The following is a 26,609-nucleotide window of genomic DNA, read 5'->3' as shown; positions in this document are numbered from 1 at the left end:
TATGAGGCGCGGCGTCATAGACAACGCGCGTCGTTCATCATGCGGTTCTTGCCCTGAGCCTTGGCGTCATAACTCGCGGCATCGGCGCGTTTCACCATCGCCTGCGCATCGACGTCGGCGACGCCCAGGCATGAAATTCCCAGGCTCGCGGTGACACGGTAGCGCTTGTCCTTGCGCAGCACCGACAACTCGCTCACTGCATGACGGACCTCCTCGGCGATACGTACGGCTTGTGGGTTGCCGCAGCCGGGCAACAGGATCGCGAATTCATCGCCGCCCAGGCGCGCCAGGTGGTCATCGCGGCGCACACAACCTTCCAGACAGCGAGCAATCGCACGCAGCATTTCATCGCCCAGGGCATGGCCGCCTTCGTCGTTGATCGGCTTGAAACTATCCAGGTCGAAGAGAATCAACGATGCCGTTTCGCCGTGCTCGCGAAAGCGCTGGAAGGTCTTTTCGAGGCGTCGCTCGAAACCGCGCCGATTGAGAAGCCTGGTCAGCGGATCGTGCTCGGCTTCCCAGAGCTGGCGCTTCTGCTGTGCGCGAAGATGCGTAATGTCCTTGACGAATCCCACCACACCTTGCGGTTGCTCGCCGTTCATCACCTGGCTGGTATACAGCTCCAGCCACATCATGCCCGCATCGCCACACTCAAAGCGCAACTGATGATACAGCCCATGGCCGCCGTTTATTGCATCGCGCCACAACGCAAACAGCACTGGGCGATCCTCGGGGTGCAGACGACGCAACCAAGCGCGATGCTTGAACGACGCCGCCGACAACCCCGTCAAGGTTTCCAGAGCCGGGTTGACGTAGCTGATTCGGCCCTCGAGATCGGCCAGGAACATCGGCAATGGCGACGAACTCAACACCGCATCGAGATAGGCCTGGCGGCTGCGTCGCTCCGCGCGCTCGCGATTGCGTTCATACTCCACGCTATTGAAGGTCTGCGCGATGCGCTGCAACTCTTCCAACGAAGTATCCAGGGAAATACGCGGGATATCCCCCTGCCCCACCTGCGCGATCTGACGCGCCAGGCGCCGCAATGGGGAAAGCCCCAGGCGCAACAGCCACCACAGCATGGGCAGCATCGACAGCACTACGATCACCGCCACCCACCACTGGCGACGCACATAATCGATGATCGGTTGGCGTGTTTGACTTTGCGGCAGAAAGATACCCACGATCCAAGCCGGTTCCCAGACCTGGTGGTAACTCATCAACGCCGGTTCGCCGTCGATGAGACGACCGGTACCGGTGCCCTGCCAGCCATCCAGTGCCTGCTCCAGCACCGGACTCTCCAGCGTGGAAGGGACATGCTGCATGATCAGGGAACTATCGGGATGGCTGAGCACCGTGCCATCACTGGTCATCAACACCGCATACCCCTCCTCGCCGATGCGCAGACTGCGCAAGTCGAGGAAGAAGCGCCCGTCACGCAGATTGACCACGCCGCCCAGCATGCCCGTGAAATGGCCCTGCGCATCCGTAAGCGGGACTCCCATCACTACCAGCGGTCGGCTATCGTGGAGTTTACTGTTGATCGGGCGACCCACGAAGGGGCGCCCTACTTCGCGAACGAAGCGAAAATACTCACGGTCAGCCACATTCAGGCCCACGGCGCCCGGCAGCGACGGCGTGAAGCCCATGACATCCCCCTCGGCATCGACGACGAATGCCGAATCGAACAGCTCCAGCAGCGCTGTGTGGTCGCTCAAGCGCGCCTGCACATCGTCGTCGCTGTCTTCGGTCAGCGGTACATCGCCCTGCAACGCCCCCGCTTGCGAGGAAGCGATGGTTTTTAGCGTATCGAGTCGCAACGAAATGGATTGCTGAATATCGCGCGCGATCAGCGAAGCCTCGTAATTCAGGTGCGCGCGATTGATCTCCTCGGCGAGACCGCTACTACCACGCAGCGACACCCACAGGATGGCGATGACCAATACACTCCAGCCCACTCCGGTGCCGAGGACCAAACGCCCAAACAATGTCTTGGGTAGCAATGTCTTGGGTAGCAATGTCTTGAAACATCGTCTCATGCGATTGGGCCATCTTCGCATCACGTATCGCCAGGTCCATGTCATTATTCAGTGGTGGGCGACAAGCGTATCCCAGCGGCTCCAGCGCGCAAACCCCGCGCGCCTCACAGCCCTTTGCGCGACGTTGTTTTCCTGCTCACTTTTCGGCACGCCCTATAAATAAAAACGCCGGTGCACGAGGCACCGGCGTCAAGGGCAGACACATCGGCATTCTTTGTCTTGTCATATTGTCATGAAGCCACTCGATTGGCGCGTGCGGTGTCGATGAGGTAGATCTTCGGCAAGGCGTTGGCCATGCCGCCGGGTTTGCCGAGACTGTCGCGTCGCACTACGCGTTTACTTGGGTAGCCTTCGGGATTGCTCGATTGCCAGCGCCAGGTATCGGCGATCATGTCGGTCAGATCACGCTTGGCTTTCCAACCCAACTCATGCGCCGCCAGCGATGCATCCGCCCAGCATTCGGCGATGTCCCCATCGCGGCGCGGCACGATGCGATACGCTACATCGCGCTGCGATATCCGCTCGAAGGCGCGCACCATCTCGAGCACCGAATAGCCTTGACCGGTGCCCAGATTCCAGACATTCACTCCCGGACGATCCGCCAGCACACGCATCGCCGCCAAATGCCCCTCGACCAGATCCATGACATGGATATAATCGCGCACCCCGGTGCCGTCCGGCGTGGGGTAATCGTCGCCGAAGACCGAGAGCGCCGGCAGGCGTCCAATCGCCACCTGAGAGATAAACGGCAGCAGGTTATTGGGCTTGCCCGACGGATCCTCACCGATGAGCCCGCTGGGATGCGCGCCCACGGGATTGAAGTAGCGCAGCAACGCAATCGACCAGCGCGGATCGGAGCGGGCCAGCTTGCGTAACACCTCCTCGACCATCAGCTTGGAATGCCCGTAGGCGTTGGCCGGTTGACCGGTGGGTGCGTTCTCGCTCAACGGCATGCGCGTGGCATCGCCATACACCGTCGCCGAGGAACTGAACACCAGACGGAAGACCCTTGCCGCCATCATGGACTGGCAAAGCGTGATAGTCCCCGCCACGTTGTTCTCGAAATACGCCAACGGCTCGTTGACGCTCTCCCCCACGGATTTGAGCCCGGCGAAGTGCAGCACGTCGCTGATTTCGAAGTCCGCAAAGACGTAATCCAACAGCGAGCGATCGCGTATGTCGCCCTCTATGAATGTCACTTCCTTATCGGTCAAGTGTGAGACGCGCTTTAGGGACTCGTGCGAGGCATTACAGAGATTGTCGATCACAACCACGTCGTTGCCGGCCTCCATGAGCCTCAACACCATATGCGAGCCGATGTAACCGGCGCCGCCCGTCACTAATATCGCCATCATGCCTCCATTTTTACGCGTTGGTGATCCATCAGGTCGGCCTCGAGACAGGCCAGATATCCCGCCACGACGATGTCCTGCGAGAATTCCTGTTCGGCGCGTCGACGTGCCGCCATGCCCACCCGGGAAAGTGCCCAAGGCGTCATTACCAGGCACGCGCGCATGCGCGCCGCCAGCGACTCGACGTCCTTGACGCGACACAGCCAACCGGTTTCGCCATCGGCCACGGCATGGCGGCATCCCGGGACATCAGTGGCAATGGTGGGCCGCCCCATTGCGCCCGCCTCCATCACCGTGCTCGGCATCCCCTCGCGATAGGACGGCAGCACCAGTACATGGGATTGAGCGAGCCAAGGACGCACATCGTCCTGAGCGCCGGCGTATTCGACGACACCCCGCGCATGCCAGGTCTCGACCTCGTCATCCTCGATGGCCGTGCGATTGCTGATGCCCTTGGGGCCGACGATCAAAAAGCGCGTTTCGGGATTTTCCGAGTGCACCTGCTCAGCCGCCGCGACGTACTCGCGCACGCCCTTGTCGCCGAGCAGGCGCGCGATCAATACAAAGGTGAAGGGTCCTTCCTGAGGCAGCGGCGTGAACGCAAAGCGCGCGACATCGACTCCCGCGCCCGGCAACATCGCCCAGTCGACCTTTTGCAAAATGCCTTGGCGTTCGAAGAGCGCGCGATCGTCGGGATTGAGGAAGAAAACCCGTGTCGCCCCGGCATTGGCCACGCCATAGAGCCGTCGTACCTGACGGAACAAGTGGCTGTCATGCAGGAAAGCTGTACCAAGGCCAGTGACGGTATTGGCATACGGGATTTTCAGGGCACGGCACGCCAGGCCGGCATAGAGGTTGGCCTTGATCGTGAAGTTGAATACGAAGGCAGGACGCAACGCGCGCAACTGTCCATACAACCAGAACAGGCACTTTCCCTCTCGCGCAGGCCCCGTGCTTTTGCCATCCATGGGCATGCTGCGCAGGGTGACGTCGAATTCATCGAGCAGGCGTTGCGAATAGTCGTCGTCAGGCACCAGGCACACCACGTGAAATCCACGTCGCGCGAGCGCCTTCAACAACCCCTGGCAGAAGTTGTAGAGAAACCAGGACGTGTTGGAGACCAGCACAATCGTCTTATCGTTCATGGAAACAACTCCTCTGCAGTGGAGATCGTCTATGGGGCACGTTTTGCAAATCCGTTCGTGAAGACGTGTTTTTTAGAGACACAGCGGCCCCCGCGCTAAAGCGCGTTGGCAATCAATGATCAAGAGCAGTGATCAAGCGTCTTGAAGGCGCCGACCGCATGAGCGGCGAGCGCCTGGGAGCTAGGTCGTCGAGGGGGCAGTCGTGGCCTGTTCGTGACGCATCAAAACGTCGCTCATAGACATGGAGCGCATGCCGTATTCGATGGAAAGCGACTGGAAATAGCCGATGATGGCGGCAAGATCACGCAGGTTGGCATCGGTATCACCACCGAAGTTGTGCGGATGCCACCACAGATGGAATATCTCACCACGCCTGGCGGCACTCCGCATGGCGTTCTTGATACGTCGCAGTCGCAGCGCATCCAGTTGCGGTACCCCACGCCGCGGCCGCAGGAACATGCTGGCCGGGATATCCAGCGGATTGCCCTCGAGGTTGCGCCACTTGATGCCGTGGTGCCCGGTCAGGTCGACATAGCTATCCAACAAGCGCAGCGCGCGCCGGAAAGTCGCATCGCGTTGATGACGCGGGAACCCCGCACGCTGCGGGTTGCCGCGATAGCAACGAAAGCCTGCCTCACGCATCGGCGCCAGATAGGCCTCGTCGACCTGGTTACGCGGCAAGATCAACGAACGAGGGCGATGCCCGACATGCTCAGCGATAGCCATCGCCGCCGCGAGATCGGCCTTGAAGTCCGCCGGCGTCTGGCCCGCCTCATGGCAGTAGTAATGCGAAAAGGTATGCGAGGCGATCTCCTGGCCCGGCGTCTGCGCGATCAGATCGACCAGCGAGCGCGCGTAATGTAGCGGATCGCTGGCCTCGTCATCGCCGATGGTCAGACGATAATTGTCGAGTGCCGGATTGGCGTAATGCGGACGCCGCGCAGGCGAGAAACGCGTCAGCGTCTCGCGGTCCCCGGCGAACAGATAGCCCACCGTGGCCCAGGTCGCACGAATATGGCGCTCTCGGAAGAGATCCAGCATTGCCGGCACCGCACGTCGCGCGCCAAGCAAATGGCGCACATAGGGGTGTTCGGGCGTGGTCACGATATCCGACATGCCCCAGTGCAACTCGAAGTCCAGAGAAATCACGAAGGCCGGTGGACGCAGCGGCTCGCCTTCGGCACGCGCCAAACGAGTCATCCAGTTAGCATTCATACGTGGCACGCCTGATGCCAGGAAGCGCTGTAACCATCGATCATGCGCTGCACGCTGAAAGAATCGACGACACGCTGATGCGCGCACTGCTTGCGCGCCTGCCATGCCGGCGCATCCGCATGCTCTTCGAGCGCCAGGGCCAGTTGATCCGCCAAGGCGCGAGGATCGCCGGGAGGCGCTATCCAGCCGGTGTCGCCAACGATAAAAGCCGCATCGCCGACATCGGTAGACACGCAGGGCGTGCCGCAGGCCATCGCCTCGGAGAGCACATTGGGGAAGGCTTCGCCGAAGCGCGACGACAGCACATGCACATCGAGCGCGTTCATCACCGCCGGAATATCGCTACGCCGTCCGACCAGCAGCACCCGGTCACGCACGCCATGATCCTCCAGCAGCCCGATCAATTCGTGGTTGTCGGCATCCAAGCCCGCACCGATCAGCGCACAGCGGAAGTCCCAACCCAGCCCCTTGAGCTGCGCCAAGGCCGCGATCAAGTTCGCATGGTCTTTCTGCGGGTCGAAGCGCGCCACCATGCCAAAGAGTGGCATATCGTCGTCGAGCTTCCAGTCTGCGCGCATGCGCGCCCTGGCTGCGGCGTCGAGAGTGAGTAAAGAGAGATTGTAGCCATTGGGCACAACCACGAATTTCATGGCCGCGTAACGCAGCTTGCGATGCACATCCACCGCATGTTGCGAACAGCTCACGATGCGGCTGGGCACCACACGGGATAATGCACCGCACGCCTTGGCGACCCAGATCGTACTGCGCTTGGTGGCGCCCGGCATCAGGTTGCTGTTGTGAATTCCCCAGCATATGGCCTTGACGCCTGCCAGCCTCGCCACGACACCGCCCACCAAATTGGCGTGATACATCCAGGTCTGTACCACATCCGGCTGGAACTCCCGGATGATGCGCCACAGCCGCCACAGACCGGGGGGCGTCACACGGCCACGCGGCATGTCCAGATACACGACCTCGATCCCCGCCGCATCGAAACGCGAGCCATATTGCCCAGCATCCATCAAGCACACCACGCGATGTACGTTGTGACGATCGTTATGGCAAAGCTGGTAGAGCGAGTCCTCGGCGCCACCATCGGTCAAGCCGGTGATGACATGCAGTACCTTCAGCGGTTTGGCTAGCATAAGCGATTGCATCCTCTCGATTGGCCGATGCCCGACGACAACCGGGCACGGCGAATATGGTCTTGAGCAAACCTCGGCGGTGACCCGGTGGTGTCACCCACCGAACGCGAATCCCAGACGTTTGCGACTCCCTTTGAGCAGCACCACGGCCGCCAGCGACGACGCCAGCGCCAATAGCGCCAGCATGTTGCCCGGCCGATACGAGAGCGCTTCGAACAACGAGATAAAAAGCGGATGGATGAAGTACAGCGCCGTCGCGTAATACGCCAGGGACGTGCTATCACCGGGTACTTGCATCGACGAGACCCAAAGGAAAAGCCCCGGACAAAAGAGCAGCAAGCTCAAGTACATATCGAACGCCGGCTGGCCTTCGAGGCCGACATAGTTGAGATATGACTCCCCCATCAGCAGCAGCGCGCCTCCCAGGCTCCACAGCATGTAATAACGTCGGTCCCATTGGCGCAGTCCCTCCCAACGACGCAGCAGATAGCCGGTGCAAAAGAAGGGAAAACCGAAGAACAGGAAGTTGCGATAGAACCAGATCTCGTTGAAGAGTGCGTCCAACGGCGTGCCGGCGAACAAGTGATAATGGCCGGCATAAATGAAGAACATCCCCATGCCATAGAGTGTCAACGCCAATACCATCAGGGCTTTCAAGGAGAGGTTGCGCAGCATATACAGCAGGATAGCGGCCCCGATCAGTGCGGAAAGAAACCACAGATGGTGATACCCCATGACCGCAACGCGCAGTAATTTCAAGATTTCATACGGTGTCACCGCTGGAATATCCAGCCAGAAATACACGTACACCAGCATCCAGAAGAGATACATCGACACTACTTTCTTGAGCCATTTGACGAGCGACCTGGAACGAATGACGCTGATAAAGAAATAACCGCTGGCCATCATGAAAATCGGCACCACGATGCGAAACAGCCCCTGCACCGTCAGTTGATAGCCCAATTCGCTATATCCCATCAACACTTGGGCATGTGAAATCACCACGATGACGGCCAATGTCAGCTTAAGCACATCCAACGAAACATTACGTTGCATTTCCCTCCCCCCTTAGTTTGCCCGATCCGTGGAATCGAAACATCGGCGCGTTATCGTCTTTTATAAAGTGACTTTTACAGGCTGCCTTCGGCGGCCCAGCCGTAACCGGGAACTCCCAGTACCGGATACCACTGCATGAAGAAATAGAAGGTATAAAGTCCGTAGGCCGCGTAACGCCGCCAGTCCGTCAACCCCAGCGATGCCAGCAGCACGATCAGCATCCCGCTTTCGAACACGCGTGCCGTGACAGGAAGCAGGAAGTACGTCGAGAGATAAAAAACCAGAATCGACGCCGCAAAGAAATTTTTCCTGAGAAATGACTTGCCCTCCATGAAGAAAATCACGGAAAACACGACCCAGAAGAGAAATGCCAGCCCCGAGCCACCCGAGCCCATGGCGCTGTATTCAGCGCTCTCGCCTTGTCTTGCCCCGAGCGCATCGGCCAGCCAGATCCCCAGCGCTCCCAGCACGACGCCCACGCCGAGGGTGTATACCACGCGCCACACGGTCGAAATGCCAAACGTGGAGAAAGCGATATTGAGCAGAAACAAGGCATTGATGAAGAAAAAGGACGCATGCACCAGCGGCGCCAAGGCGATGAAAAATATACGCAGCGGCAAGTAACGACACCACCAACCGAGGAGGAACAGCGTAATCCCCACGCCCTGTCGCAAGTGGATAATATTATTTTTCAAAACCTGCGGCATAAGAATAAAGAGAATCAAGAAGAAGGCATACTTCGGGTAGCTTCTCAACACCAGAAACGAGACCAGGAAAGACGAAAAGAAAATAATCACGCGCAACGTGTCTTCCGGAGAAAAGTGCTCGGCGGCCCAGATATTGAACAGCAGCCAAACCGGTTCGTTGGTGATAATCGTCTTGAGGCTACTGGAGGCATACATGACCAGAATTTCATCGGAATGCTGGGCATAGACGAGATAGTTGGCGCGGTCTATATAGCCGTCGATATCCAGTCCCATCAAGAACCAGGCATAAATGCCGGCCAGGGCTAGACACATGATCTTGTAACCGAACGAGCCCGCAGTGGGTATCAATAGTTTCATCACTCGCCTCGATGTAATGGCGCTTGCGCGCTTGAACTCAAATGGGCTGGCGTTGCATGACGCGTAAATAGGCTTGAACGGCCTGGCCAAGATCGAATGCGCGTGCCCGGCTCTCGACATCCGGATATCCATCCCCTTGCAAGGCAGTCACCATCGCCTCGTACAACGCTTGCGGATCCCCTACCGGTACCAACTGCCCCCAGGTACCGTCTTCCAGAATCTCTGCCGGTCCGCTGGGACAATCGGTACTGATCACCGGCGTGCCACAGGCCATCGCCTCGGCCAGCACGTTGCCAAACCCTTCCCAGGCGGAAGACAGCACGAACAGCGCGGCCTGGCGCATCCACGCATAGGGGTTATCGACGAACCCCAGAAAGGCGACGTCCTCGCTCACACCCAACGACGCCACCAGGGCTTCAAGACTCTCGCGTAGTTCGCCCTCGCCAAGAATGACCAGACGCACCGATTGCCGAGCGCGCAAGGCGGCGAAGGCCTTGATCAAGGTGGGATAATCCTTCTGCTCGGTGAGCCGGCCGACGGCCAGGATTACCGGTGGCTCTCCATTCGCTAGCCAGGGATGCGCCAACGCTTGCGTACTCAACTCACGCAGACGTTCGGTGACCGCCGGGTTGTAGATCACATCGATGCGCCCGCGCGGCAACGCCAATGCACGCGAAAGCTCCTCGGCCACGCCCCCGGACACCGCCACGATGCCGTTCGCCCAGGGATAGCTATGCCGCATCAGCAAAGGAATGAGCCACGAACGCCATGCCGGCTCGGAGTGCATATCGCGCGTGACGTTGTTGTGCTCGGAAATCACCATCCGCGTCCCCACTCCCGCCATCCGCGTCGCCCACAGCGCCACCACGTTGGCGTAGTTGAGCGCCGAGAGCATCACCGCCGGCCGCGTCTTGCGCAGGTAACGCACCAGCGCCGGCAAGCTATACAGCACCCGAGGCGCGCGCAGATCGACCACATGAACCTCCGCCGCCACATTCTTGAGATAAGCACCCGTGGCCCGCGCGACCACCAGATCCACCCGCCAGCCTTGCGCGGCGAGCCCGTTGGCCAAGGTCACCATGACCATTTCCGCGCCGCCGCCTTCCAGCGAGGGCAGGAATAGCGTCAGCGTCATATCACCCAACGTACTGGCGTCGACGAGCCCTAGTGATGTCGGCATGCGTTGGGCATCATCCACAGCGGCGCTCCTTCGGCAGCGTCACCCGTAGCGCATGCAGATAGCCACGCAGGGCCTGTTGTAGATCGAAGCTACGGGCACGGTGGCGCACATCAGGGTGTGTCTCATCACTAAGGGTCGCGGCCATCGCCCGGGCCAACGCCGACGTGTCACCGACCGGCACCAGCCGCCCCCACTTGCCGTCTTCGAGAATCTCCGCCGAGCCGCTGGGACAATTCGTGCTCACCACCGGCGTCCCGCAGGCCATGGCCTCGGCCAGCACGTTGCAAAATCCCTCCCATGCTGAGGACAACACGAACAACGATGCCTTGCGCATCCACGGGTAGGGATTATCGACGAACCCCGGCAACGCCACGTTGTCGCCGATACCTAGTTCCTCGATACGCGCCTCCAGCTCAGGGCGCAGCTCGCCTTCGCCGAGAATTACCAAGCGCACCGCATGCGTCTTGCGTACCTCAGCGAAAGCCTCGATCAAGGTCGCGAAATCCTTCTGCACGGTCAGCCGCCCCGCCGCGACGATCACTGGCGGCTGACCGCTTTTCAGCCAGGGGTGCGTCAACGGCGCCTCGCACAATTCCGCGAGCTTGGTATTGATGGGGTTGTAGACGACATCGATCCGCTCGCGCGGCAGACGCACCGTACGCGCCAGGTCATCCGCCACCCCGTCTGAAACCGCGACGATGGCATCCGCCGAGGGATAACTCAGGCGCATCAGCCACGGCACCAGCCGCTCCAGGCGATCGTCCGACACATCGCGGGACAGCGTGTTGCGCTCAGACACCACCAACCGTGTTCCCGAGCGAGCCAGCTTGCGCGCCCAGAGCGCGATGATGTTGGCGTGATTGAGTGCCGAAAGTAAGGCATGCGGGCGTTCGCGGTGCAGGTAGCGCACCAGTGCCGGCAAGCTGTAAAGCACTCGCGAGGCGCCGAGTTCCACCAACCGCACACGAGGTGAGACATCCGCCAGATACGCCCCCTCGGCGGCGACCACGACAAGATCCACCGCCACGCCACGGATCGCGAATCCATTGGCGAGGGTCACCATCACACGCTCAGCGCCACCGCCCGCCAAGGAAGGCAGGAACACCGCAATCCGTTTATCGTCGTCTCTCATTTCGCCGTCCGTCGCTTGGCAAATACCATCCCACGTACATTTGCCACGTTCAGAAGAAACACGCTAACGGTATAAACCGCCGCGCCCCACAGCACCCGCTCGACCAGCGCCCACATCCCGGTCGCCTCGCGCAGCGGCCACAAGCAGGCCACCATCACGCCACCGCTCAGCAGCACCTTGAGGTTGTCGCGCGTGATCAGAGAGATCGGGAACAAACGCCGCCCCAGCAGCACGCTCAGCACCAGCGCCACGCCGTAGGAAATCAACGTGGCGTACGCCGCACCTACCAGGCCGAAGACCGGAATGAACAATAGATTGAGCGCCACGTTGACCAACGCCGCACCGCCGTTGATCCACACCTGATAGAGCGTCTTTTCGCTCAACTGGAAGGCCAGATCGAAATGAAAGGCACGGATGCAACACATGAAGATGGCGATGGCAACCCACGGCACCAGTTGCTCCGCCCCCGCGTGGAAGGATTCACCGAGCATCAACGCGACGATCTGCGGCGCCAGAGTGATGAACCCCAGCGTCACCGGCACCGCGATCAGCAGCAGCAAGCCACCGTTGCGGTCGAGCTGCTCGCGGGCGGCATCGCGTCCGTGTTGCTCGAGCGCGCGCACCACCAGCGGATACGCCGCCAGATTGACCGTCACCAGCAACAGATTGATGACCTGCGCGACCAGATCGTAACCGGCGGTGTAGATCCCCACGGCCTCGTTGTTCAAAAGCCCCGCCAGCAGCAGCCTGTCCGAACTCGAGACCACGAATTCCAGGGCAAAGGTTGCCGTCAACGGTAGCCCATACATCAGCAAGGGCTTGAGCTCGGGCGTTAGCGACAGCGCCGGCCGCGCTGTGCGCCACAACGAGCCGCCAAGCGTCACCACCGCTACCAGCATGCCCAGCAACATGGCCAGCAACGGGCCCAGCGCACCGAATCCCCAGGTGATCAACAGCACCCCGAGTCCCAGCGCGATGACGGCCCGGGTTCCCGCCATCAGGCCGTAACGCAGCGGGTTGAGCTGGCTGCGCATCAGTTCGAGGCTCAGTTCGAACCCGGCCTGCACCCAGATCAACGGCACGGCGATCAGCACCAGGGTTCTCAGCGCTTCGTCTTCCATCGCCAACCACACGCACACGCCCGCCACACCGGTCAGCGACGCCACGCTGGCATACGCCAGCAATAGCGTGCTCAGCAAACGCCGAGGATCGTCCAGGTTGGCGGGGAAGAACCGCAGTAGCGACAAGCGAATCCATTGAAAGCACACCACATTGACAAGCCCCACCCAAACCACGACCAGGGCGTAGATTCCGTAGTCGCTGGGTGACAGCAAGCGCGTATAGATCGCGATGGCGAGAAAGTTCAGCAAGCCCGGCACACCACGCGCCAAGCCGTAGTAAGCGGTATAGCGAATCAGCAAAATGCAGTCCTCAAGGACATCGGCAACGTCTTGCCCTCACACACACCGCCCCCAACCAGCGCGGGGCGGCGTGCACAAGACATTCCTCAATGATAGGAATAGTTGTAATAGCCGTAGGTGTATGCCGTGGCCGCCTTGCGCTCGAGCCCATTGAGGATCGCGCCCTTCACGCGCACCCCGCCGGTATCCAGACGCCGCATGGCCAGTTCGACTTCCTTGGGAGGATTGAGCTGGAAGCGCGCCACCATCAGCGTCGTGCCGACGCGCTTACCGATCACCGTCGCGTCGGTCACCGCCAGCACCGGTGGCGAGTCGACGATCACCAGGTCGTAATGCTCACTGGCCGTGGCCAGCAACTCGGTGAAACGCGACGAGGCCAGCAGCTCCGAGGCATTCGGCGGAACGACGCCGCGCGCCAAGTACTCGAGCCCCTCGACGCTTGCCACGGAGCGCGCCATTTCCGCCAGGGTGTGACGCCCCGCCAGTATTTCGCTCAAGCCATCTTCGGAAGGTCCCTTGAAGATCTTGTGCATCTGGCCCTTGCGCATGTCGCCGTCGATCACCAACACGCGCTGACCGTTCTGCGCGCACACCGCGGCCAGGTTGGCGGCAATGAAGCTCTTGCCCACGCCCGGACTTGGCCCGGTGATCATCAAGCGATTGTCGGTGCTATCGAGCATCGCGAAGTGCAGGCTGGTGCGCAGGCTACGCAATGCCTCGATAGAGACATCCAGCGGCCGATGCCAGGCCAGCAATCCCGCCGGCACGCTCTGCGAACGGCTGCCACGACGAATGCGCCGATTGAGTTTGTTCTGATCTTCCGACCTGGGCACGATGGCATAGACTGGCAAGCCCAGTTGTTCGAGCTGGTCGGGGCTTTCCAGGCCACGATTGAACATCGCCCGCAACATCACCACCGCCACGGCAAAAGCCGCCCCAATCACCGTCGCCAGCGCGATGATCATCAGCTTGTCGGGAGACACCGGCCGCGGGAACGACTCCGAGTCATCGAGCACCCGCACGTTACCCACCGTGCTCGCCTCGGCGATCTGCATTTCCTGCACCTTGTTACGCAGTTGCACGTAAATCGCCTGGTTGACCGTTACATCACGCTGCATACGCAGCACTTCTTGCTGCGTTTCCGGCATGGTGTCGATACGGTCTTCCAAAGACGCCAGCTCCTTCTTGAGCTGCGCTTTCTTCTCCAGCAAGGCGGCATAGGTCGGATGGCTTGGCGTAAAGCGCCGCGAGATTTCCGCTTCGGAGAACTCCAACTCGTTGAGCTGACTTTCCAGATTGACCACACGGTCGAGGACCGACTGGGTCTCCATGGAAAGGTCCACGCTATCGTGCTCCGAGCGATAAGCATTGAGTTGCTGCTCGGCATTGGAAAGCTCGCCACGTACCTCGGGGACCTGCTTGCTCAAGAATTCCAGGCTCTTGCGCGCTTCCTCGGACTGACGCTGGATGTTCTGAGTAACGTAGATATCGCCGATGGTCGCGAGTATATGCTGCGCCCGTACCGGAGACGGATCGGTCAGATTCCAGGCGATAATGCCCGTACCGTTGCCTTGCTCAGCCACGCCGAAGTTGTCGCGCAACTGATCGATGGCCACCACACGCTGAGTATGCGTGAGCTTGAAAGTCGCGCCCGGCGAAGACGAAATCGACGCCACCTCGACGCCCACCGCGTCGCCCAGGAAACGAGAGTCCTCACCGACGCGCCCTTCGCCCAATCGCTCGCCGCGATAGTGCAAGGCATAACGCTGGTCATCGAGCACTTCGAGAGTAAAGGTTCGCCCCAGGTAGGCCTTGTCGACTGGCATTGCATCCAACTCGATGCTGTCGTCCGCCCAGGCGTATCCCCAGTCCGCGGCGAAGGCCGGCGCGGGAATTCCTTGGCGGTGCAGGAACCCACCGATGACCGGCAAGCGTACCGGCTCCACCCGGAGATCCAGGTTTAGAAGATCCGCCGCACGTCCGAGCACCATGCGCGATTTCATGATCTGCATCTCGGCACGCGACGGCGGCAATTGCGGCATCATGGCGGACGCCGTGGCATCCGCGAGAGGATTCTTGGGGGTCTTGGTCTCCACCTGGACCAGGGAATCCGCCCGAAAAATAGGCGTGGCGAAGAACGCATAGGCCGCGCCGGTCAGCGCAAATAACACGATCAAACTCGCCACCAGCCCCTTGGCATCGAACAGAAGGCCCAGAATGCGGCCCAGCTCCATGTCATCGGAGGTCTTGCTCGCTTGCGGGGCAGGCACGTTTAGATTCATAGAATTCCCACTCCATGAGAATGTGGATCCAAGACCCGGCGCCGTGTCGTACCAACGTATTGGGCGACAGCGGCGACGGGCCTCGAGACAATCACTGTTTATTGATTGTCATCGATGTTCTGGATGTCACGCGTGGCCTGCGTCAGCTGATAGATCGCCGTCACGCTCGGCAGGATCTGGCTGATGACGCGGTTCCAGCGCGCGATCGGTGCAGCGGTGACATACACCACATCGGTGGGCTGCAGGATGAATTCCGACCCCAGCACGAAGGAGATCGCGTTCTCGGCGTTGAGCTGGTAGACGGTCGCGAAGGTATCGCTGTCGATATCGTGATTGCGGCGAATCACGAAGATGCCCGAGGCGTCGGCGCTGTTTTCATTGATACCGCCGGCTTGGGCCAAAGCGTTAGTCAGCGAGAAGCGCGTATTGGGCATCGGTACGGATGTCGGCTGATTGACCTCGCCCATCACGTATACCTGCTTATTGCCCACTTCAGGCACATGCAACACATCGCCATCCTGCAGCAACAGGTTCTGATCGAGATCGCCATTGACCAGCATGTCGTAGACCGACAAGTGCCGCTCGACGCCATCGCGAGTCAGCACCACGTCATGCCAGTCACCGCCTTGCGTCAGCCCCCCCACACTGCTGAGCGCATCCAGCACTCTAAGCGGCACGTTGGTGATTGGCTGCGCCCCCGGACGGTCGACCTGCCCCGTGACATAGGCTTTCTGCGCATTGAAGGCAGCGACTTTCACGTCCACCTGGGGCTGCGCGATATAGTCTTCCAGGCGGCGCTGGATCTCCCCGCGAACCTCGCGCACGGTGCGCCCCGCGACGTCCACCGTGCCGATGTAGGGATAGAAGATGGTGCCATCCGAATGCACGACGTTGCCCGACTCGACAGCACTACGCTCACTACCGGCGGGAATCGTCAACTCTGGGTGGTCGTACACCACCACGTTGAGCACATCACCACGCCCGATCATGTAGTCGTAATCGATCTCGGATTCGGGCACTGCATTCTCGGTGTACTCGAACAACGAATCGCGCAACTCGTCTTCCGTCGCCGCCATCGTCTTGACGAGGCTCGGCGTAATTGCCTTGACCTCGATATTGTCGGAGAGGTCTTCTCCCTGCGTATCAGCCTCATAATCGATGTTCCCACCGGGCGCGAACGCACACCCCGATAGCGCCACCATGAAAGAAAGCCCCAGTAGCGGCTTTCTCCAACCAGAACGATAATTCATGCGGCGTACAGTCATGCCGATTCCCTCGTTTGTAGTATCAGTATCGAATATTCTTTTGCCCACGCTACCGCCCTGGAGCGACACCACATCTCCCGGGCCATAACCGCTAAACTTTAAAACGCCTTTCGTTACTTGAATGCTTATCTACTTACGAAGTTTATTCTATGCTTTGTGTAACTTTTCATAGGCTGAATTTACACAATGCTTACATTTGGTTTTACTCGTTTCTCAATCGCGCCTTTTAATCAACAAGCTCATCCACCAGGCACCAGAAATTAACTCCAAAGCAGAACGAGAAAACTAATACTCCCAATAAAATGCCCCCGCACGAATACGGGGGCGCCCCACAATGACTCAGTTCAACGCGGGCACATCTCAGCGTGCCCCAAACCCGGTCGTGACCGTCTTCAGCGTGCGCAGTAGAATCAGCACATCGAGCCACAGCGAGAAATGCTTGATGTAATAGAAGTCGTACTGCAGCTTGACGGTCATCCCATCGACTTCCGCCGCATAGCCCTGTTCGACCTGAGCCCAGCCCGAAATCCCAGGCTTGACGACATGGCGGTAACTGAAAAACGGCACGTCCTGCTCGTACCATTGCGAGAGATCCATGGATTCGGGGCGCGGGCCAATGAAGCTCATGTCTCCCTTGAGCACATTGAATAGCTGCGGCAACTCATCCAGGCGGTACTGGCGAATGATCTTGCCCACCGGCGTGATGCGCGGGTCGTCCTCGCCGGACGTAAACCCCTTGCCATCGCGGTCGCTATACATGCTGCGGAACTTGTAGATACGAAACGGCATCCCGCGATGCCCCATACGCCATTGCACGAACAGCGCCGGCCCAGGGCTGTCATGGCGAATGGCCCAGGCCGTGGTCAGCATGATCGGCGCCAGCAGCGGCAACAGCAGCAAGGCACCGCAAAGGTCCATCCCGCGCTTGCAGGCGCTGTACAGCGGCGACGGCAGCAACGAAGTCAGCTCCGTATCCGCCAAATGCTCGAGCCTGACGCGTCCGGTACGCGACTCGTCGATCTGCTTGATCTGGTACACCGGAATGCCGTTCAGCGTGCACTTGGTCAGAAATCGCATCCACTCATGGTTGAGTGCATCGCTGCGCAGATCCGCGACGATGCCGTCGATACGCTGCGCCCCCAGGCGTGGCACGTCGAGACGATAGAGCTCGTCCCCTTCGGTCTCGACGAGATGGCGTGCGTCGCCCAGCGGCACCACAGCAAAGCGCGGACGCCTGAACCGCTGCACTCCCGCATAGCCGAGGAAGAACCACAACAAGCTCGCGGCATAACCGCTCCACAACACTCCCTCATCAAAACGCTGGGTGCCGAGCAACAGCATCCAGGTCGCCGCGAATACCACACTGACCAGCGGCACGACATACACCGACGCCTGCGTACCGGGAAAACGTGTCATGCGGTGCAAGATGAACAGCGTCACCAGAAACGCCGTCCCCAATGCCCACAACGTGGTGGCAAGCCCCGGCGCCATGTCACGCCAGAAGTCTCCGCCATGCATCATCGCTGGCGGCACCATCAAGACCGTCGGCAATCCCACGACGAAGTGGAACGGCATGCCCATCAGGCACTGCTCGTACCAACGTGAGTGGCGACGCTCATAACGCGTATCGAACGCCTTGCCACTCGACACTACCGACTCACTTCCTCCCCACGCCGAACGCTCCATCTGCTCGAACACTTTATGCTTATTGAACATATCTGACGCCACCTTTCCAGTGTCCCGTGCCGCCCGTTGAAGAGCGTATAAAAATCGGGTTTTCGCCAAACAAGTTACAAAGCGTGCATATTCATAGCCAGACGGTTTTAATGGTAAAAGCGTCCCATATTATTCATGCCCAAAAATGCCAAAAGCGTACGTTAAAACCCAGTCGCACCTTATACTTAAAACGCCATAATCAATCGACATCAAGCCGACTCATTCAATATGACCAATGCTACTCATCGCGCACTAACCACAAATAGAAAAAACAAAATTAAATAAATAAAGATGAGAAAAATACGCCATCGAGGAGGAAAACTTTCACCATAACGTCCGATGAAACCTCATCTACGCTAGGCGATTATGTAAGGGGGGAATCACATGAACACTTCGAGAAGACGGCTCTTGGCTAGCCTACTCCAGGGCAGCGCCGTGCTGACCGCCGCCGGCTTATTGCCGACTCACACAGTCGGCATGCAAAAAGACGCGGCAAATATGGAAAACAAAGACAAGAAGGGAAGCACAACACAGGAAGGAGCGGCGCAGGCGCATCAAGTGGCCTCCATCGCCGCGATGCAAGCGCTGGACGTTGCCCGCCTGCCAGATGGGCAACGCATCGAGGTGGCCGGTTACCACGCGGGAGAAACACTCGGCGGGGGGAGTTTCATCTGGTACGCCAATGAACGACGCGAGGCCGACGGCGGCACCTGTTTTCGTGCCCACGACCAAGCCGACGGGCGCTTTCTGCGACGCCTCGACAATACACTCACGCCCGGCATGTTCGGCGCACGTGGGGATGGCAGCGACCAACACGTCGCCCTGAAGCAACTTGCCGAAGCCGCCAACGCCCAGCAGCGCGATGTCGTCTTTCCCGCCGGCGACTTCGCCCTTTCGGCAACAGGCTTGCGCTTTGAAGGCATCCGCATCACCGGCGCCGGCGCTTCGCATACACAGTTACGCTATACCGGCGACGCTCTGGGCTCGCTGGTCGAAATACACGATGGCGCGCGTATCTCCGGCTTCATGCTCAACGGCAATGTCAGCGACGACCCCAGGCGCTGGAGTTCCTCCAACTACGATGCCTTCACCGGCTGCCTGCCGCTGGACCTACGCGGCAGCAACGTAAGTGCCCACGACATGGTCTGCCGTGGTTCGCCCGTCGCCTGCCTGCGTGTCGAAGCGAAGAGGTTCGTACTGCGCGATATCGCCACCGAGCACGCGCGCGGCAACTTCGGCGATGGCATCTTCATCGTCGACTCCCGAGACGGTATCGTCGAACGCTGCCAGGCACGCGACTTCACGCGTATCGGCTTCGTCGCCGATACCTACGGAGAGAGCCCCGAGTACATGCTCAGCGAGCGCATCGACTTCATCGACTGTCTCGCCGAAAACGGGCATCACGCCAGCGTCGATTACGGCGACGCCGAATACAACGCCGGCTACTGGGCCGAAAATAGCCATGCGGTGCGTTTCATCGACTGCCGCTCGCGCGAGACCACGCATCACGGCTTCGTCGCCACTACCGGACGCGCGCCCTCGCAAGGTACCGGGCATTTCACTCTGCGCGGCTGCATCGCCGAGACAACAGCCGTGGGGTATCTACTCAGCGACCTGCACGGCATCCCCGTGCGGCACGCCGTCGACGACTGCCTGGCGCGTGCAGTCGACAAGGGCTTCTGCATCGAGATGATGCTCCCGGCCAGTCGACTCACCGGCCAGCGCCTGGCCACGGAGCTACGTGGCACACGGCGCAGCGGCAGCACCCTGGCGCTGGAAGGTGATGGGCATATCGATATCCGCCACCTCGACGAAACCTGGCAGGTATTCAACGACCGGCGCCATGACAGCGTACGCGCCAGTTACGCCTCCATCGTCTCAGCGGGCGGCTTCAAAGGTGAGCTGCATATCGCCCACTTCCAGAGCCGACACGGCGACACCGATGAACCCGCCGCCGTAGGCTTCAAACTCATCGGCCAATCGCACCTGCGCGACTTCACGCTGAGCGCCACGCGGGCGCGGCTCTTTCATATACCGGCCGAACGCATCAGCCTGAACGACTGCGAGATTCCCGCCGGCTGGATCAAAGCCTTCAACACGCTCGACGTGGACGCCTGCCGGCTCGGGGACGGCGTACCGCGCTTCGATATCTTCGACATCACGCAGCACCATCGTTATCGCCACTGTCGATTCGACTTCACACCCGGTGGCGGGCATCTCTACCTGCACAACAGCGACAAACGCAATTCACGGCATGTGGTGCGCTTCGAACGCTGCCGCTTCAAGAAAGACCTCGCTCAGCACGGCTCCATGATCACCCTCGATGCCGCGCCCGGCGTGTTCCTCGCCGACGAAAGCAACTACCTGACCTTTCGCGACTGCACCTTCGAGAATAGCGGCCCCGCCACCGACACGCCCGCGATACACATCCTCCAGCGCCCACCGCAGGCCTCGCTGACCGGGCACGGCAATCGCAAAAACGCCACCCTCAATGCCCTCTCCGCCTTCGAACTCGACGACGGGCTCATGGAGAATAGCTGAGAACGAACCCACGGTGCTCGTCCCTGTTAACCCGTTTTCTTGGCTGTGAGCTCGTAATTAGAACGCTTTTCTTCTTTTATTCGAACACGACCCGCTTCGATACTCGAGGTGACGGGGATGGACAGCGACCACTGGCAACTGTTCATTTCCGCTATGAAAACTGCGTTTATTACAGCTTCATTTATTACAACAACAGGACAACACCATGAGACTCTCCCTGCTCCTCGACTGGCGCTTGCACGTCATGGTGGCGGTTGCTTCCTTGATCTCGGAAGCCATCGGCATCATCAAGATTCCCCTCGGGCCCGGCAGTTTGCTGCTGTTGCCGTTGTTCTACGCCTTCATCATCGGCCTGCTGATCAACCCTCACCTCTTTTCGGCCACCTCGCGACTGGTGCCGGTGAAACTGAGCGAGGCGGCGTCGCCCATCATCCTGCTATCGATCATGCCGTTCATCGCTCGATTCGGCTCCACGATCGGCCCGGCCATCGAGCAGATCATCAACGCAGGGCCCGCCCTGGTCCTGCAGGAGTTGGGAAACCTGGGGACCATGCTGATCGCCATGCCGTTCGCAGTACTCGTCCTGAAGATGGGCCGTGAAGCCATCGGCGCGACGTATTCCATCGCACGCGAGCCCAACATCGCCATCATCTCCGACAAATACGGACTCAAGGGCCCCGAAGGCGTCGGGGTCATGGGGGTCTATGTCGTGGGGACCATGTTCGGCACCTTGTGGTTCGCGCTCATGGCCGGTTACCTAACGACGCTCGATATCTTCGATCCCCGCGCATTGGCCATGGCCTGCGGCGTGGGCAGTGGCAGCATGGTCGCGGCCTGTTCTGGCGCCATTGCCGGGACCCTGCCAGAAATGCGCGATGAGCTACTGGCCTTTGCCGGCGCCAGCAACCTGCTGACCTACGCTACCGGTCTATATATTTCGCTGTTCATCGCCTTGCCAGTGGCAGAGCGCATCTTCAAATGGTGTTCCGGCCGGCGCATGGCGACATCCGCAGACGCCAAGGCGACGACCGAGCCGGACCTGGCCACTGCCCCGAGCGAAGAAGAGCGTCCCGAGCGCCACCTCGGTCAGACCGCCATCGTGATGGCCGTGGTATGCGTGGTGGCCTGGGTCAGCAATACCATCAATGGCGGTTCTCTCCTCGACGCACTGCCGGGCATGGTAATCCTGTATGCCATGACCATGCTGGGGCTTCTCATCACGCGCTTCGCGCCCTTCTATCTGCCCGGCGTGGCCTGGGTGTCGCTGGTCAGCATCGTCGTGACCCTACCCTGGTTCCCCGGCAATGCCTGGATGGTGGCGCAGCTACAGTCCGTGAGCTTTTTGGCCATCGTGACACCGGTACTCGCCTATGCAGGTCTGGCGCTTTCGCCCCGCGAGTTCACCATGTTCCGCCAGGTGGGCTGGAAGCTGATCATCGTGTCGCTGCTGGTGTTCACGGGCACCTTCATTGGCTCGGCGGTCGTGGCCCAGGCGCTTTTGTAACGGCATGAAGGTAGACAAAGGAGACTCTTATGACGACCGCCACACCCGCGTTGCTGCGCGAATGGCGTCATGCATTTCATCGCCAGCCGGAAACCGCGTTCGAGGAACATCGCACCAGCGCGCGCATCGTCGAGGTTCTCGAGGGCGCCGGTATCGAAAAGGTTACCGGCCTCGGCGGCGGCACTGGTGTCGTCGCCTGGGTGGACGGTCGCCATGGCGGCGAACGCGCCATCGGGCTGCGGGCCGATATCGACGCCCTGGACGTGCGCGAATCCAACGATGTGGCCCATGCATCGACGACGCCCGGCAAGATGCATGCCTGCGGGCACGATGGCCATACCACCATGCTGCTGGGCGCGGCCTGTGAACTCGCCCAGGCGCCCGACTTTGCCGGCCGAGTGTATTTCATCTTCCAACCGGCGGAGGAAAACGAAGGCGGTGGACGCGTCATGGTCGACGAAGGCCTGTTCGACCGTTTCCCGATGGAAGCCGTCTACGGCGTGCATAACTGGCCGGGTATGGCGGTTGGCGAAGCCGCCGTCCACGACACGGCGGTCATGGCGGCCTTCGATGTCTTCCGGGTGACGCTCACGGGACACGGCTGCCATGCCGCCATGCCGCATCTGGGCAAGGACGTGGTGCTGGCGGCATGCCAACTGGTCAATCAACTACAAGGCATCGTCAGCCGGGAAACGCCCGCACATCAGACCGCCGTGATGAGCGTGACCCAGTTTCACGCCGGGGACACCTACAACGTCATGCCTGCAACCGTGGAGCTGTGCGGCACCGTGCGCTGCTTCGATCCCGAGCTGCGCGACCACCTCGAAACGCGCTTTCGGCAGGCGATCGCGGCCATGGCCACCTTCCATGGCCTGGAAGCCGACATCAATTACCAATCGCGCTATCCGGCCACCTTCAACACCCCCGCCCACGCCGCGCGCTGTGCCGAGGTGCTGGAGGCGCTGCCGGACATTCACCGGGTCCATCGCGACTTGCCGCCCTCCATGGCATCGGAAGACTTCGCCTTCATGCTCCAGCAGCGCCCTGGCGCCTATATCTGGCTGGGCAACGGCGAGGACAGCGCGGCGCTTCACAATCCGCATTACGACTTCAACGATGCCCTGGCGCCGATTGGCGTGGCGTATTGGAGCGCGCTGGCGAGAGCGCTGCTAGGACGCTGACCCGGCGGCCGCATACTTTCTTAAAACGCTTTTGTCACACGATTTCCCATGCATTTTGCCATGCCTTGCGGGGCATGGCCCGGAGCCCCGATGCCCGTTTTCGGTGCAGACGGTTCAAAGCGAACAAGCTCGATGCAAACAACCACAAACCTGGAGTTGATATGAACATAGTCGTGATCGGTTTAGGACAGATGGGCGGCAACATGGCAATGACCCTGCATGCCGCCGGTTTCGCCGTCACGGGGACGGATGTCTCCGACGCGGCGCGGGACAACCTGGCGGCCCGTGGGCTGGCCGTCACGCACCTGGACGCCCTGCCCGAGGCTGACGTCTACCTGCTCTCGCTACCCACATCGGCCCATGTCCGCGAGGTCATCGAAGCCTCGCCCGGACTCCTGCAAGGGGCCCCAAAGGGCAGCGTCGTCGTCGATACTTCGACCAGCGACCCGGCCGTCACCCGCGAGCTGGCCCAGAAGGTAGTCGAAGCCGACATCGAGTGGCTCGACGCGCCGGTGAGCGGCGGCCCGGCGGGCGCGGCGTCCGGCGCCCTCGGCATGCTGCTGGGCGGGGAGTCGGCTACCATCGAATGGCTCACCCCGATGCTCGAAGCGATGTCGGCGCGCTATACCCACGTCGGCCCGGCGGGCAGCGGCCATGTGGTCAAGCTGGCCAACAACTATCTCTGCGCGGCCCATCTTCTCACCACGGCCGAGGCCGTGACCCTGGCGGCGCGAGCAGGCGTGGACCCGACGGCATGCCTGGCCGGACTGAACGGTGGCTCCGGTCGCAGTGCCGTCAGCGAGGTCAACTTCCCCAAGTGGATTCTTTCCGACGCTTTCGACTCAGGATTCACGACCGGTCTGATGCGCAAGGACCTGCGCCTGGCGCGCGACGCCGCGCACCACATGGAGCTTCCGCTGGATTTACTGGAGCAAGTCGTGGCGCGCTGGCATGAGGATCCGACCGGCCTGCCCGACAGTGCCGATTTCAATCGTATCACCGACACCATCCTGGCCCTGGCGCAAACGGATGCCCCCTTCTCGAATCAGGAGGAAACACGATGAACTCCCTCAATACCACGGCCGTCGAGCGCGTCAGCGAACTGCTGGCCACATTGAACATGCACACCGATACGCACGCCGACGCGCCCCTGAGCAACTGGGTCGCGGGGGAATTGGCACCCGGCCAAGGCGAGCGTATCGAGCTGCTCGATCCCGTCACCGGGCTGCCGCTGATCGGGTATCGCGATGCCGGCGCCGAGCTGGTAGCAAGCGCCGTGGAAGCGGCCACCCAGGGCCAGCAAGAATGGATGTCGCTGACGGCCAGCGAGCGTGGCCGCCGCATGACCGCAGCAGCCTGGGCGCTAAGCGGCCATGAAGAGACGCTGGCACAGTTGGAAAGCGTGGTCGCGGGCAAGCCCATTCGCGACTGCCGTGGCGAAGTGAACAAGGTCCGCGAGATGTTCGAATACTATGCTGGCTGGTGTGATAAGCAGCATGGCGAAGTCATCCCGGTGCCGACCTCGCACCTTAACTATGTGCGCCATGTCCCCTATGGCGTGGTCGGTCAGATCACGCCGTGGAACGCCCCCATGTTCACCTGTGCTTGGCAGTTGGCACCCGCGATCGCCGCTGGCAACGGGGTGGTGCTAAAGCCTTCGGAAATGACGCCACTCTCGTCAGTCGCCATCGCCATGCTGATGGAGCGTAGTGGGTTGCCCAAGGGATTGATCAATATCGTCAACGGGGTCGGCCCCACTACGGGCTCGGCACTCACCAGCCATGACGGGATCAGCAAGCTGGTATTCGTCGGCTCCCCCGAGAGTGGCCGACGCATCGCCCAGGCAGGCGCCGAGCGCCTGGTGCCCAGCGTGCTGGAGCTGGGCGGCAAGTCGGCCAACATCGTGTTCGACGATGCCCGGCTCGACGATGCCGTAGCCGGGGCGCAGGCGGCGATCTTCGCCGCCGCGGGTCAGAGCTGCGTCGCGGGGTCTCGCCTGCTGGTACAGCGCGAGGCGTTCGAGGAGGTCTGCGAACGTCTGGCGCGAGCCGCAAGCGAGATTCGCGTGGGGCTGCCCAGCGACGAGGCGACGCAGATGGGCCCGATACAGAATGCCAAGCAGTATCAGCACATCACCTCGATGATCGAGACGGCCCGCCAGCACGGCGCGCGTCTCCTGTGTGGCGGGCAACGTCCTTCGGATTTGCCGGCGGAAGCCGAGGGCTATTTCCTGGCGCCCACGGTACTGGTAGATGTCACGGAAGACATGGCAATCGCCCAGGAGGAAGTATTCGGTCCGGTGATGGTGGTCATGCCGTTCGATACCGAAGAAGACGCCTTGCGGCTAGCCAATGCCACGCGCTTCGGCCTGGCTGGCGCCGTCTGGACCCAGGACCCGGCGCGCGCCCATCGCGTCGCGGCGCGCTTGCGGGCAGGCACGGTATGGATCAACAGCTACAAGGTGATCAATGTCATGTCGCCGTTCGGCGGATTCGGCGACAGCGGCTTCGGGCGCTCCAGTGGCATGGAAGGGCTCAAGGAATACACCGTGGCACAGAGCATATGGGTGGAAACCGCCCCCACCGCCAGCGTCGCCATGGGCTATGGCAGCGGCGTGGACTGACGACGACAAACCGGCAGTCAGACGCATCCGGCTGCCGGTCATGAAGCTGGTTTTTCGCCAGCTTCAATGGCCGGTTCCCCGCCGCGAGTTGAAGGCCCGCATCCAGCGTTCGAGATGCCTAAGCAACTGCAGGCCTGCCTTCGGCATGCGTCGCCCGACCCGGGTGATGATATGCGCATGCGCCTGACGAAAGCGTTCACAGTCTACGGCACGAGCCACGAGCGCGCCGTCCTCCAGTTCCCGGGCTGCCGCGAAGGCCGGCAGCAGCGTAAGGGTGAGCTCCGACCTGGCCGCATGCAGCAGCACCGAAAGCGAGTTGGTTTGCATCGTGACGTGCTGCCCCAACCCCGCCTCGCGAAAGCCCTCGTCGACCAACTGACGTACCCCGTGGCCGGTGCGCCACAACGCCATGGGATGCTCGCTGAGCGTGGCGAGAGACAATTCATTATCGATAGCCGCCAAGGGATGTGATGGCGACATCAACGCCACCAGTGGCTGACGGCTGGAATGCCAGAAACGCAGTTGCGGGTGCAGCCGCTCGTGGTACATCAAGCCGATATGGACTTCGTCTTCTACCACCGCCTCGATGATGTCGCTGGTACTCCCCGTATTTACATCCAGACGCACCCCGCGATAACGCTCGGTAAACGTTCGCAGCGGCGTATCGAGAAGATCCCCAACGAAGCCCTCCCCGACCGTCAGCGAGAGATGACCGGTTTCCAGCCTCTGGTAGGCATCCAGCGCCTCG

19 protein-coding genes are annotated in these 26,609 nt (G+C 60.9%); 5 read left to right on the top strand and 14 right to left on the bottom strand.

All coding sequences use genetic code 11. The features are described from left to right. Positions 1-14 precede the first annotated feature (14 nt). The 13 genes from OP495_RS12260 to OP495_RS12200 all read right to left on the bottom strand — a co-directional run bounded on the left by OP495_RS12260 (position 15) and on the right by OP495_RS12200 (position 18,012). Positions 15-2,039: a diguanylate cyclase gene (locus tag OP495_RS12260; protein ID WP_280569587.1), complete on the bottom strand. Its 2,025-nt coding sequence runs from the start codon at positions 2,037-2,039 to the stop codon at positions 15-17. 230 nt (positions 2,040-2,269) lie between these two features. Further along, positions 2,270-3,391: a UDP-glucose 4-epimerase GalE gene (galE, locus tag OP495_RS12255; protein ID WP_280569569.1), complete on the bottom strand. Its 1,122-nt coding sequence runs from the start codon at positions 3,389-3,391 to the stop codon at positions 2,270-2,272. After that, entirely contained in the window at positions 3,391-4,536 is a 1,146-nt protein-coding gene (locus OP495_RS12250; protein WP_280569566.1) for a glycosyltransferase family 4 protein, read from the bottom strand. The genes galE and OP495_RS12250 overlap by 1 nt, the downstream gene beginning before the upstream one ends. A 180-nt stretch (positions 4,537-4,716) precedes the next feature. Further along, positions 4,717-5,751, bottom strand: coding sequence for a polysaccharide deacetylase family protein (locus OP495_RS12245; protein ID WP_280569565.1), 1,035 nt, complete (start codon positions 5,749-5,751; stop codon positions 4,717-4,719). After that, positions 5,748-6,896, bottom strand: a complete 1,149-nt coding sequence (locus tag OP495_RS12240) for a glycosyltransferase (RefSeq protein WP_280569563.1) — start codon at positions 6,894-6,896, stop codon at positions 5,748-5,750. The genes OP495_RS12245 and OP495_RS12240 overlap by 4 nt, the downstream gene beginning before the upstream one ends. 93 nt (positions 6,897-6,989) lie before the next feature. After that, entirely contained in the window at positions 6,990-7,952 is a 963-nt protein-coding gene (locus tag OP495_RS12235) for an acyltransferase (protein ID WP_280569562.1), read from the bottom strand. A 74-nt stretch (positions 7,953-8,026) separates the two neighbouring features. Beyond that, positions 8,027-9,016 (bottom strand): hypothetical protein, encoded by a 990-nt coding sequence (locus OP495_RS12230; protein WP_280569559.1) that lies wholly within the window; start codon positions 9,014-9,016, stop codon positions 8,027-8,029. A 37-nt stretch (positions 9,017-9,053) separates the two neighbouring features. After that, a complete protein-coding gene (locus OP495_RS12225; protein WP_280569551.1) occupies positions 9,054-10,214 on the bottom strand; it encodes a glycosyltransferase in 1,161 nt (386 codons plus the stop codon). After that, on the bottom strand, positions 10,207-11,328 hold the full coding sequence (locus OP495_RS12220) for a glycosyltransferase (protein WP_280569548.1): 1,122 nt from the start codon (positions 11,326-11,328) through the stop codon (positions 10,207-10,209). The genes OP495_RS12225 and OP495_RS12220 overlap by 8 nt, the downstream gene beginning before the upstream one ends. Next, a complete protein-coding gene (locus OP495_RS12215; protein WP_280569547.1) occupies positions 11,325-12,749 on the bottom strand; it encodes an oligosaccharide flippase family protein in 1,425 nt (474 codons plus the stop codon). Before OP495_RS12215 ends, OP495_RS12220 begins: the two co-directional genes overlap by 4 nt. An 86-nt stretch (positions 12,750-12,835) precedes the next feature. Continuing rightward, positions 12,836-15,031 (bottom strand): polysaccharide biosynthesis tyrosine autokinase, encoded by a 2,196-nt coding sequence (locus OP495_RS12210; RefSeq protein WP_280569546.1) that lies wholly within the window; start codon positions 15,029-15,031, stop codon positions 12,836-12,838. A gap of 98 nt (positions 15,032-15,129) precedes the next feature. Next, complete coding sequence (locus tag OP495_RS12205) at positions 15,130-16,281, bottom strand: polysaccharide export protein (protein ID WP_280569545.1); 1,152 nt, start codon at positions 16,279-16,281, stop codon at positions 15,130-15,132. 375 nt (positions 16,282-16,656) lie between these two features. After that, positions 16,657-18,012 (bottom strand): exopolysaccharide biosynthesis polyprenyl glycosylphosphotransferase, encoded by a 1,356-nt coding sequence (locus OP495_RS12200; RefSeq protein ID WP_280569544.1) that lies wholly within the window; start codon positions 18,010-18,012, stop codon positions 16,657-16,659. 498 nt (positions 18,013-18,510) lie between these two features. Here OP495_RS12200 and OP495_RS12195 point away from each other — a divergent pair, with 498 nt between their 5' ends. From OP495_RS12195 to OP495_RS12175, 5 genes are all read left to right on the top strand, one after another. After that, complete coding sequence (locus OP495_RS12195) at positions 18,511-20,553, top strand: hypothetical protein (RefSeq protein ID WP_280569543.1); 2,043 nt, start codon at positions 18,511-18,513, stop codon at positions 20,551-20,553. A 205-nt stretch (positions 20,554-20,758) separates the two neighbouring features. After that, positions 20,759-22,057, top strand: coding sequence for a DUF3100 domain-containing protein (locus OP495_RS12190; protein ID WP_280569540.1), 1,299 nt, complete (start codon positions 20,759-20,761; stop codon positions 22,055-22,057). 29 nt (positions 22,058-22,086) lie between these two features. After that, positions 22,087-23,238: an amidohydrolase gene (locus OP495_RS12185; RefSeq protein WP_280569539.1), complete on the top strand. Its 1,152-nt coding sequence runs from the start codon at positions 22,087-22,089 to the stop codon at positions 23,236-23,238. Positions 23,239-23,399: 161 nt separating this feature from the next. Continuing rightward, complete coding sequence (locus tag OP495_RS12180; RefSeq protein ID WP_348521312.1) at positions 23,400-24,302, top strand: NAD(P)-dependent oxidoreductase; 903 nt, start codon at positions 23,400-23,402, stop codon at positions 24,300-24,302. Then, on the top strand, positions 24,299-25,861 hold the full coding sequence (locus tag OP495_RS12175) for an aldehyde dehydrogenase family protein (protein ID WP_280569534.1): 1,563 nt from the start codon (positions 24,299-24,301) through the stop codon (positions 25,859-25,861). The genes OP495_RS12180 and OP495_RS12175 overlap by 4 nt, the downstream gene beginning before the upstream one ends. Before the next feature lie 63 nt (positions 25,862-25,924). On the opposite strand, the gene OP495_RS12170 is transcribed toward OP495_RS12175, so the two are convergent. Then, a partial coding sequence (locus tag OP495_RS12170; protein ID WP_280569531.1) for a LysR substrate-binding domain-containing protein occupies positions 25,925-26,609 on the bottom strand: 685 nt, incomplete at its 5' end.

Source organism: Chromohalobacter sp. 296-RDG (genome assembly GCF_029889885.1).
In the GTDB taxonomy this organism is placed as follows: domain Bacteria; phylum Pseudomonadota; class Gammaproteobacteria; order Pseudomonadales; family Halomonadaceae; genus Chromohalobacter.
Note: the sequence above shows the minus strand (reverse complement) of the source record. Positions and strands in the feature narration are given on the sequence as shown.

Coding starts and splice junctions, on each gene's coding strand:
- OP495_RS12260 (WP_280569587.1), bottom strand. CDS start 2,039: ATGAGACGATGTTTCAAGACATTGCTACCCAAGACATTGCTACCCAAG.
- OP495_RS12180 (WP_348521312.1), top strand. CDS start 23,400: ATGAACATAGTCGTGATCGGTTTAGGACAGATGGGCGGCAACATGGCA.
- OP495_RS12230 (WP_280569559.1), bottom strand. CDS start 9,016: ATGAAACTATTGATACCCACTGCGGGCTCGTTCGGTTACAAGATCATG.
- OP495_RS12220 (WP_280569548.1), bottom strand. CDS start 11,328: ATGAGAGACGACGATAAACGGATTGCGGTGTTCCTGCCTTCCTTGGCG.
- OP495_RS12200 (WP_280569544.1), bottom strand. CDS start 18,012: ATGTTCAATAAGCATAAAGTGTTCGAGCAGATGGAGCGTTCGGCGTGG.
- OP495_RS12245 (WP_280569565.1), bottom strand. CDS start 5,751: ATGAATGCTAACTGGATGACTCGTTTGGCGCGTGCCGAAGGCGAGCCG.
- OP495_RS12185 (WP_280569539.1), top strand. CDS start 22,087: ATGACGACCGCCACACCCGCGTTGCTGCGCGAATGGCGTCATGCATTT.
- OP495_RS12195 (WP_280569543.1), top strand. CDS start 18,511: ATGGAAAACAAAGACAAGAAGGGAAGCACAACACAGGAAGGAGCGGCG.
- OP495_RS12240 (WP_280569563.1), bottom strand. CDS start 6,896: ATGCTAGCCAAACCGCTGAAGGTACTGCATGTCATCACCGGCTTGACC.
- OP495_RS12210 (WP_280569546.1), bottom strand. CDS start 15,031: ATGAATCTAAACGTGCCTGCCCCGCAAGCGAGCAAGACCTCCGATGAC.
- OP495_RS12175 (WP_280569534.1), top strand. CDS start 24,299: ATGAACTCCCTCAATACCACGGCCGTCGAGCGCGTCAGCGAACTGCTG.
- OP495_RS12190 (WP_280569540.1), top strand. CDS start 20,759: ATGAGACTCTCCCTGCTCCTCGACTGGCGCTTGCACGTCATGGTGGCG.
- OP495_RS12235 (WP_280569562.1), bottom strand. CDS start 7,952: ATGCAACGTAATGTTTCGTTGGATGTGCTTAAGCTGACATTGGCCGTC.
- OP495_RS12205 (WP_280569545.1), bottom strand. CDS start 16,281: ATGAATTATCGTTCTGGTTGGAGAAAGCCGCTACTGGGGCTTTCTTTC.
- OP495_RS12250 (WP_280569566.1), bottom strand. CDS start 4,536: ATGAACGATAAGACGATTGTGCTGGTCTCCAACACGTCCTGGTTTCTC.
- galE (WP_280569569.1), bottom strand. CDS start 3,391: ATGGCGATATTAGTGACGGGCGGCGCCGGTTACATCGGCTCGCATATG.